Origin of the sequence: Pseudomonas sp. NPDC087029 (assembly GCF_044745345.1) — a bacterium.
Lineage (GTDB): Bacteria > Pseudomonadota > Gammaproteobacteria > Pseudomonadales > Pseudomonadaceae > Aquipseudomonas > Aquipseudomonas faucium.
The window spans coordinates 72,474-86,871 of record NZ_JBIVAB010000008.1 but is presented as its reverse complement, the minus strand read 5'-3'; the positions used below and the strand labels follow the sequence as shown (position 1 = coordinate 86,871).

Annotated in this window: 10 protein-coding genes and 1 pseudogene; all 11 read left to right on the top strand. The window is 60.8% G+C overall.

Features of this window, described 5'->3' with window-relative positions; genetic code table 11:
- Positions 1-209: 209 nt before the first annotated feature.
- The 11 genes and pseudogenes from gyrA (at position 210) to ACIPG5_RS14995 (ending at position 14,383) form a co-directional block, all read left to right on the top strand.
- Positions 210-2,972, top strand: coding sequence for a DNA gyrase subunit A (gene gyrA, locus ACIPG5_RS15045; protein ID WP_176514220.1), 2,763 nt, complete (start codon positions 210-212; stop codon positions 2,970-2,972).
- A 256-nt stretch (positions 2,973-3,228) separates the two neighbouring features.
- On the top strand, positions 3,229-4,314 hold the full coding sequence (serC, locus tag ACIPG5_RS15040) for a 3-phosphoserine/phosphohydroxythreonine transaminase (protein WP_176514218.1): 1,086 nt from the start codon (positions 3,229-3,231) through the stop codon (positions 4,312-4,314).
- Complete coding sequence (gene pheA, locus ACIPG5_RS15035) at positions 4,314-5,408, top strand: prephenate dehydratase (protein ID WP_011532773.1); 1,095 nt, start codon at positions 4,314-4,316, stop codon at positions 5,406-5,408. Before serC ends, pheA begins: the two co-directional genes overlap by 1 nt.
- Positions 5,409-5,556: 148 nt before the next feature.
- Complete coding sequence (locus ACIPG5_RS15030; RefSeq protein ID WP_314614818.1) at positions 5,557-7,797, top strand: bifunctional prephenate dehydrogenase/3-phosphoshikimate 1-carboxyvinyltransferase; 2,241 nt, start codon at positions 5,557-5,559, stop codon at positions 7,795-7,797.
- Complete coding sequence (gene cmk / locus ACIPG5_RS15025) at positions 7,794-8,480, top strand: (d)CMP kinase (protein WP_176514213.1); 687 nt, start codon at positions 7,794-7,796, stop codon at positions 8,478-8,480. Before ACIPG5_RS15030 ends, cmk begins: the two co-directional genes overlap by 4 nt.
- A 123-nt stretch (positions 8,481-8,603) precedes the next feature.
- The gene (rpsA, locus tag ACIPG5_RS15020) at positions 8,604-10,280 is read left to right on the top strand and encodes a 30S ribosomal protein S1 (RefSeq protein ID WP_008095150.1); all 1,677 of its coding nucleotides are present in this window, start codon (positions 8,604-8,606) and stop codon (positions 10,278-10,280) included.
- 242 nt (positions 10,281-10,522) lie between these two features.
- Complete coding sequence (gene ihfB / locus ACIPG5_RS15015) at positions 10,523-10,819, top strand: integration host factor subunit beta (protein WP_167058638.1); 297 nt, start codon at positions 10,523-10,525, stop codon at positions 10,817-10,819.
- A gap of 19 nt (positions 10,820-10,838) precedes the next feature.
- Positions 10,839-11,105 carry a LapA family protein gene (locus tag ACIPG5_RS15010; RefSeq protein ID WP_176514211.1) on the top strand — a complete coding sequence of 89 codons (267 nt, stop codon included), beginning with the start codon at positions 10,839-10,841 and terminating at the stop codon, positions 11,103-11,105.
- A gap of 99 nt (positions 11,106-11,204) precedes the next feature.
- Positions 11,205-11,517 (top strand): annotated as a pseudogene (locus tag ACIPG5_RS15005) (MBL fold metallo-hydrolase); the annotation flags it as partial.
- Between the two features lie 752 nt (positions 11,518-12,269).
- A complete protein-coding gene (locus tag ACIPG5_RS15000) occupies positions 12,270-13,523 on the top strand; it encodes a glycosyltransferase family 4 protein (protein ID WP_236193680.1) in 1,254 nt (417 codons plus the stop codon).
- Complete coding sequence (locus tag ACIPG5_RS14995) at positions 13,523-14,383, top strand: dTDP-4-dehydrorhamnose reductase family protein (protein WP_401376024.1); 861 nt, start codon at positions 13,523-13,525, stop codon at positions 14,381-14,383. The genes ACIPG5_RS15000 and ACIPG5_RS14995 overlap by 1 nt, the downstream gene beginning before the upstream one ends.
- The last annotated feature ends 15 nt before the right edge of the window (positions 14,384-14,398 follow it).

Sequence of the window (14,398 nt, the reverse complement as noted above, 5' to 3'; positions counted from 1 at the left end):
GCTGCCACATCTCCCCACCGCCACTGCCTTTGTGATAACATCCGGCAGTTTCCAAGACCGCCCATCACGGCGGCCAATTTTGCGCAGATCCATGGCACAACTCATTGATTTGTCGTAAGTCGTCGCACCCCTAAGCGCTGCGGCGGCGAGCTTCGTTCGGCCCTTGATGGAGCTACGAAGTTTCACCAGAAAAAGGAATCAGGCTTCTCATGGGCGAACTGGCCAAAGAAATCCTCCCGGTCAATATCGAAGACGAACTGAGACAGTCTTACCTCGACTACGCGATGAGCGTGATTGTCGGGCGAGCGCTGCCCGATGCGCGTGACGGCTTGAAGCCCGTGCATCGTCGCGTTCTCTATGCGATGAGCGAACTGGGCAACGACTGGAACAAGCCGTACAAGAAATCCGCCCGTGTGGTCGGTGACGTGATCGGTAAGTACCACCCGCACGGCGACACTGCGGTCTACGACACCATCGTGCGTATGGCCCAGCCGTTCTCGCTGCGCTACCTGCTGGTCGACGGCCAGGGCAACTTCGGTTCGGTCGACGGCGACAACGCCGCGGCCATGCGATACACCGAAGTGCGCATGGCCAAGCTGGCCCACGAGCTGCTGGCCGACCTGCACAAGGAAACCGTCGACTGGGTGCCCAACTACGATGGCACCGAGCAGATCCCGGCGGTCATGCCGACCCGTATTCCCAACCTGCTGGTCAACGGTTCCAGCGGTATCGCCGTGGGCATGGCGACCAACATCCCGCCGCACAACCTCGGCGAGGTCATCGACGGCTGCCTGGCGCTGATCGACAACCCGGACGTCACCATCGATGAGCTGATGCAGTTCATCCCGGGCCCGGACTTCCCGACTGCCGGCATCATCAACGGCCGCCAGGGCATCATCGAGGCGTACCGCACCGGCCGTGGCCGCATCTACATGCGTGCGCGCTCGGAAGTCGAAGACATCGACAAGGTCGGTGGCCGCCAGCAGATCGTCGTCACTGAGCTGCCGTACCAGCTGAACAAGGCGCGCCTGATCGAGAAGATTGCCGAGCTGGTCAAAGAGAAGAAGATCGAAGGCATCACCGAGCTGCGCGACGAGTCCGACAAGGACGGTATGCGCATCGTCATCGAGCTGCGCCGCGGCGAGGTGCCGGAGGTGGTGCTCAACAACCTCTACCAGCAGACCCAGTTGCAGAGCGTGTTCGGCATCAACGTGGTGGCCCTGATCGATGGTCGCCCGCGCCTGCTCAACCTCAAGGATCTGCTCGAAGCGTTCGTCCGTCACCGCCGTGAAGTGGTGACCCGCCGTACCGTGTTCGAGCTGCGCAAGGCCCGCGAACGTGGCCATATCCTTGAAGGCCAGGCGGTTGCGCTGTCCAACATCGACCCGGTCATCGCCCTGATCAAGGCTTCGCCGACGCCGTCGGAAGCCAAGGAAGCGTTGATTTCCACTGCCTGGGAATCCAGTGCCGTGCAGGTCATGGTCGAGCGCGCCGGCGCCGATTCCTGCCGCCCGGAAGACCTGCCCGAGCAGTTCGGCCTGCGCGATGGCAAGTATTACCTGTCGCCGGAACAGGCCCAGGCGATCCTCGACCTGCGTCTGCACCGCCTGACCGGCCTCGAGCACGAGAAGCTACTGGCCGAGTACCAGGAGATCCTGGAGCAGATCGGCGAGCTGATCCGCATCCTCAGCAGCGCCGAGCGCTTGATGGAAGTGATCCGCGAAGAACTCGAAGCGATCCGCGCCGAATACGGCGATGCGCGCCGCACCGAAATCCTCAACGCCAGCCACGACCTCAACTACGGCGACATGATCCCGGAAGAAGAGCGCGTGGTGACCATCTCCCACGGTGGCTATGCCAAGACCCAGCCGCTGTCCGCCTACCAGGCCCAGCGCCGTGGCGGCAAGGGCAAGTCGGCGACCGGGGTGAAGGACGAGGACTACATCGAGCACCTGCTGGTCGCCAACAGCCACGCCACCCTGCTGCTGTTCTCCAGCAAGGGCAAGGTGTACTGGAAGAAGACCTACGAAATCCCCGAGGCTTCCCGCGCCGCGCGTGGCCGCCCGCTGGTCAACCTGCTGCCGCTGGAAGAGGGTGAGCGCATCACCGCCATGCTGCAGATCGACCTCGAGGCCTTGCAGCAGAGCGCCGATCCGGACGAAGAGCTGGAGGACGGCGACGAGGGCGTGATCGAAGGTGAAGTGGTCGAAGTCGAGGAAATCGACGAAGAAGACGGCGACACCCCTGAGTGGGTGGCCGAGCCTACCGGCGCCTACATCTTCATGGCCACCGCTTCCGGTACCGTCAAGAAGACCCCGCTGGTGCAGTTCGCCCGTCCGCGCTCCAACGGCCTGATCGCCCTGAAGCTGAAAGAAGGCGACACCCTGATTGCCGCGGCCATCACCGATGGTGCCAAGGAAGTCATGATGTTCTCCGACGCCGGCAAGGTGATCCGCTTCGCCGAAAGCGTGGTCCGCGAAATGGGCCGTACCGCCCGCGGCGTGCGTGGCATGAAGCTGGGCAAGGGGCAGCAGATCATCTCGATGCTGATTCCGGAGTCCGGCGCGCAGATCCTCACCGCCTCCGAGCGCGGTTTCGGCAAGCGCACGCCGCTGTCGAAGTTCCCGCGTCGCGGGCGTGGTGGCCAGGGCGTGATCGCCATGGGCACCAAGGGGCGCAACGGGCTGCTGATCGGCGCCATCCAGGTGCAGGAAGGCGAAGAGATCATGCTGATCTCCGACCAGGGCACGTTGGTGCGCACACGGGTCGGTGAAGTGTCCAGCCTGAGCCGCAACACCCAGGGTGTGACGCTGATCAAGCTGGCGGCTGACGAAACGCTGGTTGGCCTGGAGCGTATCCAGGAGCCTTCGGAGGACGAGCTCGACGAACTGGTCGAGGCGGACGCGGAAGGCGTCGAGGCCGATGCGGCGGACGGTGACAATGCCGGCGCCGAAGAGGCACCGCAAGAGTAAGCAAGCGCAACAACCCGAGCGGGGCGACCAAGGTCGCCCCGTTTGACTGATTAGAGACGTCAATGGGGCCGCTTTGCAGCCCATCGCCGGCAAGCCGGCTCCCACAGGTGCAGCGCAGGCCATGAATCTTGCGCGATCCCTGTAGGAGCCGGCTTGCCGGCGATGGCCTGCAAGGCAGGCCCCAGGCAAGCGACACAGTGGCAACTGGTCGGCATCGAATTACGATTTTGTTCTATTTGGCAGAGCGAGAGTGGATGTGAGCAAACGAGCCTTTAACTTCTGCGCAGGCCCTGCCGCGCTTCCTGAAGCTGTCCTGCAGCGTGCCCAGGCCGAAATGCTGGACTGGCGCGGCAAGGGCTTGTCGGTGATGGAGATGAGCCATCGCAGCGACGATTACGTGGCCATCGCCGAGAAGGCCGAGCAGGACCTGCGCGACCTGCTGTCCATCCCCTCGAACTACAAGGTGCTGTTCCTGCAGGGTGGCGCCAGCCAGCAGTTCGCCGAAATCCCGCTGAACCTGCTGCCCGAAGATGGCACCGCCGACTATATCGAAACCGGTATCTGGTCGAAAAAAGCCATCGAGGAAGCGCGCCGCTTCGGCAACGTCAACGTCGCCGCCAGTGCCAAGCCCTACGATTACCTGGCCATCCCTGGCCAGAACGAGTGGAAGCTGACCCAGAACGCCGCTTACGTTCATTATGCGTCCAACGAAACCATCGGCGGCCTGCAGTTCGACTGGGTGCCCGAGACTGGTGACGTGCCGCTGGTGGTCGACATGTCGTCCGACATCCTCTCGCGCCCGATCGATGTGTCCCAGTACGGCCTGATCTACGCCGGCGCGCAGAAGAACATCGGCCCGAGCGGCCTGGTGGTGGTGATCGTGCGCGAAGACCTGCTGGGCCGCGCCCGCAGCAGCTGCCCGACCATGCTCGACTACAAGGTCTCGGCCGACAACGGCTCCATGTACAACACCCCGGCAACCTATTCCTGGTACCTCTCTGGCCTGGTGTTCGAGTGGCTCAAGGAGCAGGGCGGCGTCGAGGCCATGGAGCAGCGCAACCGCGCCAAGAAAGACCGCCTGTATGGCTTCATCGATGCCAGCGAGTTCTACACCAACCCGATCAGCCACAACGCCCGTTCGTGGATGAACGTGCCGTTCCGCCTGGCTGACGAGCGCCTGGACAAAGCCTTCCTGGCCGGTGCCGACGCCCGCGGCCTGCTCAACCTCAAGGGCCACCGCTCGGTCGGTGGAATGCGCGCCTCGATCTACAACGCCCTGGGCCTGGAAGCGGTAGAGGCGCTGGTGGCCTACATGGCCGAATTCGAGAAGGAGCACGGCTGATGTCCGATCAGGAGTTGAAGGCGCTGCGTGTGCGCATCGACAGCCTCGACGAGAAGATTCTCGAGCTGATCAGCGAGCGCGCCCGTTGCGCCCAGGAAGTGGCCAAGGTCAAGACCGCTACGCTGGCTGAAGGCGAAAAGCCGGTGTTCTACCGCCCCGAGCGTGAAGCCGCTGTGCTCAAGCGCGTCATGGAGCGCAACAAAGGCCCGTTGGACAACGAAGAGATGGCGCGGCTGTTCCGCGAAATCATGTCGTCCTGCCTGGCCCTGGAAGAGCCCCTGAAGATCGCCTACCTCGGCCCTGAAGGTACCTTCACCCAGGCCGCGGCGATGAAGCATTTCGGCCATGCCGTGGTCAGCCGGCCGATGGCGGCCATCGACGAAGTGTTCCGCGAAGTGGCGGCAGGCGCCGTCAACTTCGGCGTGGTGCCGGTGGAGAACTCCACCGAAGGCGCGGTCAGCCACACCCTGGACAGCTTCCTCGAGCACGACATGGTGATCTGCGGCGAAGTCGAGCTGCGCATCCACCATCACCTGCTGGTGGGCGAGAACACCAAGACCGACAGCATCACCCGCATCTATTCGCACGCCCAGTCCCTGGCCCAGTGCCGCAAGTGGCTGGACGCGCACTACCCGAACGTCGAGCGGGTGGCGGTGTCGAGCAATGCCGAGGCGGCCAAGCGCGTCAAGGGCGAGTGGAATTCGGCGGCGATCGCCGGTGACATGGCGGCCAACCTGTATGGCCTGACCCGCCTGGCCGAGAAGATCGAAGACCGCCCGGACAACTCCACGCGCTTCTTGATGATCGGTAGCCAGGAAGTGCCACCGACCGGTGACGACAAGACCTCGATCATCGTGTCGATGAGTAACAAGCCGGGCGCCCTGCATGAGCTGCTGGTGCCGTTCCACGAGAACGGGATCGACCTGACCCGCATCGAGACCCGCCCGTCGCGCAGCGGCAAATGGACCTACGTGTTCTTCATCGACTTCGTCGGCCATCACCGCGACCCGCTGATCAAGGCGGTGCTGGAGCAGATCAGCCAGGAGGCTGTGGCGCTGAAGGTGCTGGGGTCGTATCCGAAGGCAGTGCTTTGATTCAAGGCTGCAGGGGCCGCTTTGCGGCCCATCGCCGGCAAGCCGGCTCCCACACAATACCTGTGGGAGCCGGCTTGCCGGCGATGGGTTGCGACGCAGCCCTAGTGGCCACACAGACTGTCCTGATTTCTGAACAGGGTTCGCACTCGTGGTAAATGCAGTAACAACCAAACCCGCACCGCTCATCAATCGCCTGGTCGTGGTCGGCCTTGGCCTGATCGGCGGCTCCTTCGCCAAGGGGCTGCGTGAAAGCGGCCTGTGCCGCGAAGTGGTCGGTGTCGATCTGGATGCCGCCTCGCGCAAGCAGGCCGTGGCCCTGGGCGTGGTCGATCGCTGCGAGGAAGACCTCGCCAGCGCCTGTGTCGGCGCCGATGTCATCCAGTTGGCGGTGCCGATCCTGGCCATGGAAAAGCTCCTGGCCCGCCTGGCTCGGCTCGAGCTTGGCAATGCCGTGATCACCGACGTCGGCAGTGCCAAGGGCAACGTGGTGCGCGCCGCCCGCGAAGTGTTCGGCCAGAGCCTGCCACGCTTCGTGCCCGGCCACCCGATCGCCGGTTCCGAGCAGAGCGGGGTGGAAGCCTCCAACGCTACCCTGTTCCGTCGTCACAAAGTCATTCTCACGCCGCTGGCCGAAACCGACCCGGCCGCCCTGGCTTTGGTCGATCGCCTGTGGCGCGCGCTGGGCGCCGATGTCGAACACATGCCGGTGGAGCGCCACGACGAGGTGCTGGCCGCGACCAGCCACTTGCCGCACCTGCTGGCCTTCGGCCTGGTCGATTCGCTGGCCAAGCGCAATGAAAACCTCGAGATCTTCCGGTACGCTGCGGGTGGTTTCCGCGATTTCACGAGAATCGCCGGTAGCGATCCGACCATGTGGCACGACATCTTCCTCGCCAACCGCGAGGCGGTCCTGCGCACCTTGGACACATTTCGCAGCGACCTCGACGCCTTGCGCGACGCGGTCGATGCTGGGGACGGGCACCAGCTGCTGGGTGTATTCACCCGCGCACGGGTTGCCCGCGAGCATTTCAGTAAAATCCTGGCCCGCCGGGCCTATGTGGACGCTATGAACGCCAACGATCTGATTTTCCTGGCCCAACCGGGTGGCCGCCTGTCGGGGCGAATCCGCGTACCGGGCGACAAGTCGATTTCCCACCGTTCGATCATGCTCGGCTCGCTGGCCGAAGGCACGACCGAAGTCGAAGGCTTCCTCGAGGGTGAGGACGCCCTGGCGACCCTGCAGGCGTTCCGTGACATGGGAGTGGTCATCGAAGGCCCGAACCATGGCCGCGTGACCATCCATGGCGTTGGCCTGCACGGCCTCAAGCCGCCACCCGGGCCGATTTACGTGGGCAACTCCGGTACCTCGATGCGCCTGCTCTCGGGCCTGCTGGCCGGGCAGTCGTTCGACGTGACCATGACCGGCGACGCGTCGCTGTCCAAGCGCCCGATGAACCGCGTGGCCAACCCGCTGCGCGAAATGGGCGCGGTGGTCGAAACCGGCCCTGAGGGCCGCCCGCCGCTGACCATTCGCGGTGGCCACAAGCTCAAGGCATTGACCTACACGCTGCCGATGGCCAGTGCCCAGGTCAAATCCTGCCTGCTGCTGGCCGGCCTGTACGCCGAAGGCAAGACCACCGTCACCGAACCTGCGCCGACCCGTGACCACACCGAACGCATGCTGCGTGGCTTTGGCTACTCGGTGCAAACCGATGGCCCGGTCGCTTCGCTGGAGTCCGGTGGCAAGCTCACCGCGACCCGCATTGAAGTGCCGGCAGACATCTCCTCCGCAGCCTTCTTCCTGGTGGCGGCCTCGATCGCCGAAGGCTCCGAGCTGGTGCTCGAGCACGTCGGCATCAACCCGACCCGTACCGGCGTGATCGACATCCTGCGCCTGATGGGCGGTGACATCACCCTGGAGAATCAGCGTGAAGTGGGTGGCGAGCCGGTGGCAGACCTGCGCGTGCGCGGCGCCAAGCTCAAGGGCATCGACATTCCTGAAGAGCTGGTACCGCTGGCCATCGACGAGTTCCCGGTGCTGTTCGTGGCCGCGGCCTGCGCTGAAGGGCGTACCGTGCTGCGTGGCGCCGAAGAGCTGCGGGTCAAGGAATCCGACCGCATCCAGGTCATGGCCGACGGCCTGATCACCCTGGGTGTGAAGTGCGAGCCGACCCCGGACGGCATCATCATCGATGGCGGCCCGATGGGCGGCGGCGAAGTGCATGGCCACGGTGACCACCGTATCGCCATGGCCTTCAGCGTCGCTTCGCTGCGTGCCAGCGCGCCGATCCGCATCCACGATTGCGCCAACGTCGCCACCTCGTTCCCGAACTTCCTCAAGCTGTGCGCCGAAGTCGGCATCCGCGTCGCCGAAGAGGGCAAGTCGTGAATTCGCAAGCACCGGTCATTACCATCGACGGCCCAAGCGGCTCGGGCAAGGGCACGGTCGCAGGCCTGCTGGCCCGCGAGCTGGGCTGGCGGCTGCTGGACTCCGGCGCGCTCTATCGCCTGCTCGCGTTCAACGCCACCAACCATGGCGTCGACCTGACCAACGAAGAGCTGCTCAAGGCCTTGGCCGCCCATCTGGATGTGCAGTTCATCGCCGCCGAGCCGGGTAAGCTGCAGCAGATCATTCTCGAAGGCGAAGATGTCAGCAACGTCATCCGCACCGAAACCGTCGGTGCCGGCGCATCGATGGTTGCCTCCTTGCCGGCGGTGCGCGAGGCGCTACTGCAGCGCCAGCGCGCCTTCCGCGAAGCGCCAGGGCTGATCGCCGATGGCCGCGACATGGGCACCGTGGTGTTCCCGGACGCGCCGTTGAAGGTTTTCCTGACCGCCAGCGCCGAGGAGCGTGCCCGCCGCCGCTACCTGCAGTTGAAGGGCAAGGGTGAAGATGTTAGTCTGTCGAGTCTGCTAGATGAGATTCGTGCGCGCGATGAGCGTGACACCCAGCGTGCAGTGGCCCCGCTCAAGCCAGCGGCCGATGCCATTCAGCTGGACTCAACCGAGTTGTCCATCGAGCAGGTGTTGCAACGTATCAGAAGCGAGCTCGCCCAGCGCGACTTGATCTGATCGCCAGGAGAGCCGGCAGGGGCACCAGTCAACGTCCTGCCAGCTTTCCTTTACTTAACGAAACCCACATTGTCTGGAATGTGGCTATGGGCGTCTGTTTCGCCCGAATCTACAGGAATTAAAATGAGCGAAAGCTTTGCAGAACTCTTTGAAGAAAGCCTGAAAACCCTCAATCTTCAGCCGGGCGCGATCATCTCCGGTATCGTTGTCGACATCGACGGCGACTGGGTTACCGTACACGCTGGCCTGAAGTCCGAGGGCGTCATCCCGCTCGAGCAGTTCTACAACGAAGCTGGCGAGCTGACCATCAAGGTCGGTGACGAAGTTCACGTTGCGCTGGACGCGGTCGAAGACGGCTTTGGCGAAACCAAACTGTCCCGTGAAAAAGCCAAGCGCGCCGAGTGCTGGATTGTTCTGGAAGCAGCTTTCGCCGCCGAAGAAGTGGTCAAGGGCGTTATCAACGGTAAGGTTAAGGGCGGCTTCACTGTCGACGTTAACGGCATCCGTGCGTTCCTGCCGGGCTCCCTGGTTGATGTCCGCCCTGTGCGCGACACCACCCACCTGGAAGGCAAAGAGCTGGAGTTCAAGGTCATCAAGCTGGACCAGAAGCGCAACAACGTTGTCGTTTCCCGTCGCAGCGTGCTGGAAGCCGAGAACAGCGCCGAGCGCGAAGCCCTGCTGGAAACCCTGCAGGAAGGCCAACAGGTCAAAGGTATCGTCAAGAACCTCACCGACTACGGCGCCTTCGTGGACCTGGGCGGCATCGACGGCCTGCTGCACATCACCGACATGGCCTGGAAGCGCATCAAGCACCCGTCGGAAATCGTCAACGTTGGTGACGAAGTCGACGTTCGCGTTCTGAAGTTCGACCGTGAGCGCAACCGCGTTTCCCTGGGTCTGAAGCAGATGGGCGAAGATCCGTGGGTAGCTATCACTTCGCGTTACCCAGAAGGTACTCGCGTACAGGCTCGCGTTACCAACCTGACCGACTACGGCTGCTTCGCTGAGCTGGAAGAAGGCGTTGAAGGTCTGGTACACGTTTCCGAAATGGACTGGACCAACAAGAACATCCACCCGTCGAAAGTCGTTCAGGTTGGCGACGAAGTGGAAGTCATGGTTCTGGACATCGACGAAGAGCGTCGTCGTATCTCCCTGGGCATCAAGCAGTGCAAGTCCAACCCATGGGAAGACTTCTCCGGCCAGTTCAACAAGGGTGACAAGATCACCGGTACCATCAAGTCGATCACCGACTTCGGTATCTTCATCGGCCTGGACGGCGGCATCGACGGCCTGGTTCACCTGTCCGACATCTCCTGGAACGAAACCGGCGAAGAAGCCGTGCGTCGCTTCAAGAAGGGCGACGAGCTGGAAACCGTCATCCTGTCGGTTGACCCAGAGCGCGAGCGCATCTCCCTGGGCATCAAGCAGCTGGAAGACGATCCGTTCTCCAACTTCGTTGCTGTCAACGACAAGGGCGCTATCGTCAAGGGCATCGTGAAAGAAGTTGACGCCAAAGGCGCCATCGTCACCCTGGCCGACGACATCGAAGCCACTCTGAAAGCTTCCGAAATCAGCCGTGACCGCGTTGAAGACGCGCGTAACGTCCTGAAGGAAGGCGAAGAGATCGAAGCCAAGATCATCAGCGTTGACCGCAAATCGCGCGTCATCAGCCTGTCGATCAAGTCGAAAGACGACGCTGAAGAGCGTGAAGCCATCCAGAGCCTGAAAAACGCTCCGGAAGCGGCTGCCGACACCACCATGGCTGCGCTGCTGCGCGAAGCAATGGCCAAGCAGAACTGAGTTCTGTTTGATCGGTAAAAAAGGGTGGCCTTGGGGCCACCCTTTTTTTATGCCCGATTTTCTCTTGCGCCTGCGCCGCTCCTGGCGGGAGCTGGCTTGCCGTCTGTGGTCCCGCTGTTATTTCTTCGGGTGGCGTTCTTGAATTTTTTTATTAAGTCAAGATCCACCCTGTTCAAAACCCTCCGAGCGTGCTACAAACTGATTAAGCAATGATCTAGCTGCTTGATAACGAAGGGAAAAATATGACGAAGTCGGAGCTGATCGAACGTATTGTCACCCATCAAGGGCTGCTCTCGTCCAAGGACGTGGAGCTGGCCATCAAGACCATGCTTGAACAGATGTCGCAATGCCTGGCCACTGGCGATCGTATCGAGATCCGTGGTTTTGGCAGTTTTTCCTTGCACTATCGCGCGCCGCGCGTGGGGCGCAACCCCAAGACTGGCCAGTCGGTCGAGCTCGAAGGCAAGTTCGTGCCACATTTCAAGCCGGGCAAAGAGCTGCGCGACCGGGTCAATGAAGAAGAACACGAACACCTCTGAGCCATGAAGGAGCAGTCTGATGCGTAACCTCAAGCGCGCCCTGGCGGCGTTGTTCGTGCTGCTGTTGGCGGCTGTGGTGTTGTTCTTCGTGCTGGAGAACCAGCAGGCAGTGTCGCTGGTGCTGTTCGGCTGGTCGGCACCGGCGTTGCCCGTGGCCGTGCCTGTGCTCGCTGCCTTGATTGTAGGGTTGGCGGTAGGGCCGCTGTTGGGGGCTTACGGCGTGCAGCGTAGTAAGCGCAAGATTCGCGCATCTGCACGTCAGGCGGCATTGAGCGGCAGCCGATGAAAATTCCTACGTCTTTGTAGGAATGTCTCACCTATGCGTGCGCCCATCGAAATGGAGTAATAGATACTTCATTTCCGGCTTTGGCGAGCGCGCAGCAGTATGGAGATTCCCGCCCTTTCCCATCATGGTGGCACTCGAGAAGTAAGAGGTTCGTGCCATCAGCTTCATTTCCACCAAGCCACCCGTCTGCCGATCGACCGCAGCCTGAATAGCCGGGTTCGAAGTTCGCGCAGGTCTCCGGTATCCAGGCGCTTGTCGTCACTCACGTTCATCTTGATCACGTCGGCCCAACTCCAATGTTGCTGGCTCCTGGTTATCGTGGGCCTCTTCTGTGAAGCGAGCCTTCAGAAGGCGGTTTCCGTTGGTGCTGGAAAATGTCTCCACGTTAGGTATCGGCGTCGATCCGGGGCGGGAGTGACGCAATCCTGCGCTACTCAACAATTGATCGCGGACAAGCTGATTAGCCATCCTCATCCCGGGCTTCAGGCTGAGGCGCTGGTGTCAATCGACTGGTTAAGTTTGATACGTTCGCCCTCGTCCTGCGTACTTGGTACAGCGACCACGCATAATTTAATTTGGGCATCTGGCTGCGATGCACAATCATGGATATGCTGGGCGCCAAGCAGCTGTATTTTTCGCTAAACCGATAAGTGGTCGTGTTTTTTGCGCGCCACAAAGGAACTACCTATGACGGCCGGGGACTTAAAACAGGCCTTCGGGGTCTGTTTGAAACGTCTTGAGGCGAAGGTCGGGCAACGCGAAAGCAGCCGAGGAAGCGGAGTTTACGGGTAGTGAATGAGCAATCGGGGCTGTTTTCAGCGCAGCCTAGCAAGGTCTGTGCACAGGTCACTGTCATATGAGCTGGGCAAAGTCAGGGGGGGCGACCTGAATCAGGTCGATCCGGCATTGGGGGGAAGCCAAAGGATGGCGATTTTTGGATAACTATAAAAGTATGCGACAAGTTAGGGGCAGGATCCGGATGCAAATGCAGCTAGTCTTTTCTGTCTACAAGTTATTGATTTGGCGGATATTTGTTTTACTTTCTGGTTGGCATGTTGCTTTTCATTGTGCGCCGAGCTATGCATCCGGGCGAGCCTCTGCCATTGAAGGGAGGGTTGTGTCCCTACTCTGGCAGATGACGCCAAGCCAGAAGGAAATGCCCGCGTGACGCGAACCTCCTTGAAAGTTGCTGTTGTGAGCCAGTATTTCTTTCCAGAAAACTTCATTATTAACGATATAGTTAAGGAGTTGGCGGCGTTAGGCCATCACGTTGAGGTGTTCACCGGCAAGCCCAACTACCCAAGTGGCGAGATTTTTTCAGGCTATCAGGCAGAGGGGTGTGTAGAGGAACGCTTTGGTGACAATGTCACTGTTCATCGCGCGCCGCTTCGTCCACGTAAGCAGGGAGGTGCAAAGAATCTCATTCTCAATTACTGGTCGTTTGTTTTCAACGGTACCCGCTACTTCAGCAAACAGGCCAGGCGTGGCAAATTTGATATCTATTTCGTCTTTGCACCTTCACCGATCCTTTCCGTGATTCCAGCGTTGGCCATGAAACGGCTGTACCGTGCGCCGGTTTTCCTGTGGGTGCAGGATCTGTGGCCGGAGAGCCTCGAGGCGACCGGTTTCATTCGCAACAAGCTGCTACTGCGCCTCGTTGGTGTGCTTGTTCGTGGCCTCTACTGGGCTGTCGATGCTATTCTCGTGCAATCTCGGGCCTTTATCGAACCTGTCAGTCGTTATGCGCGTGCTGACAAGATCAGCTACTACCCCAACTCCTATCTCCAGGATGATGTCCCGGAGGTGGGGGCACTGCCTGGTACGCTCACGAGCCTGTTGCAGGATCATTTTTGTGTGGTGTTTGCCGGTAACTTGGGGAATGCCCAGGGTTTAGGTACCGTCGTCGAAGCGGCACGGTTGCTGAAAGCGGCAAGTTCGCCTGTGAGGATTGTAATGGTCGGCACGGGCAGCAGAGCGCAATGGTTGTCGGAGGAAAAACACAGGTTGGGCCTGGATAACCTGGTGATCACAGGTGCTTTTCCTCGCTCTGCAATGGCCGAACTATTCGATCGCAGTGCCGCGTTGCTGGTGACACTGAAGCGAGACGAGATTTTTGGTTGTACGATCCCCAGCAAGGTACAGGCATACCTGGCTGCTGGACGGCCGATTATCGGTTCGCTGGATGGGGAGGGTGCTCGGGTGATCAACGATTCAGGCGCTGGCGTGACCTGTGCAGCTGAAGACGGCGCTGGGCTGGCCGCATGCATAGAGTCAATTCAAGGCCTGCCTGCCGCCCAGCGTGAGCAGATGGGTGACCACGGAAGAAGCTACTTTTTGAAACATTTTGAACTGCGCGCCCAATGCGAGGCGCTGGTACAGAAGTTCGAACAACGGATTCAACAGGACAAAGCACAGTAATGAAGATATTGGTATTGGGCGCAACGGGCATGCTGGGCAATGCCGTAATCCGGTATATCTCAGCCAACTCCACCCATCAGGTTTATGGCACCTTGCGCTCAGATTCCGGACGCAAGTTCTTTCCCCGGCAGCAGGCCGACTTTCTGCTGCCAGGTGTGGATGTTCTTGATTCCGATGCTCTGATGGCCGCATTCGTCAAGGTTCGACCGGATGTTGTGATCAACTGCGTAGGCTTGATCAAGCAGCTTGCCGATGCCAAAGACCCTCTGACAGCATTGCCCTTGAATGCCATGCTCCCGCATCGCCTGGCAACTTTGTGCCGGGTCTCCGGTGCCCGCCTGATTCATGTCAGCACCGATTGCGTGTTTGCTGGGGATAAAGGCATGTATCGGGAGGAGGATGAGTCAGACTGCACTGACCTGTACGGTAAGTCGAAGTACATCGGCGAGTTGCATGACTGTGATAACGCGGTGACCCTGCGAACATCCATCATCGGCCATGAATTGCAGAGCAGTGCGTCGCTGATCGACTGGTTCCTTGCTCAGCAAGGCAGCGTCAAGGGGTTCAACAAGGCTATTTTCTCGGGGCTGCCCACTGCCGAACTGGCCAGAGTGATTCTGGAGCATGTTATCCCTGATGCTTCATTGAAAGGGCTTTACCATGTGTCTGCCGAGCCGATCAACAAATATGAACTGCTCAAAACGGTCGCAGACGTCTATGGGAAGGCCATCGAGATCGTGCCCGATGACAGACTGGTGATCGACCGTTCGCTCGATTCCTCGCGGTTCCGAGCGGCTACAGGTTACGCGCCGCCCTCCTGGCGTGCACTCATTGAGTTCATGCACGCACAGCGTCAATAAATCATTTCAAGGAGA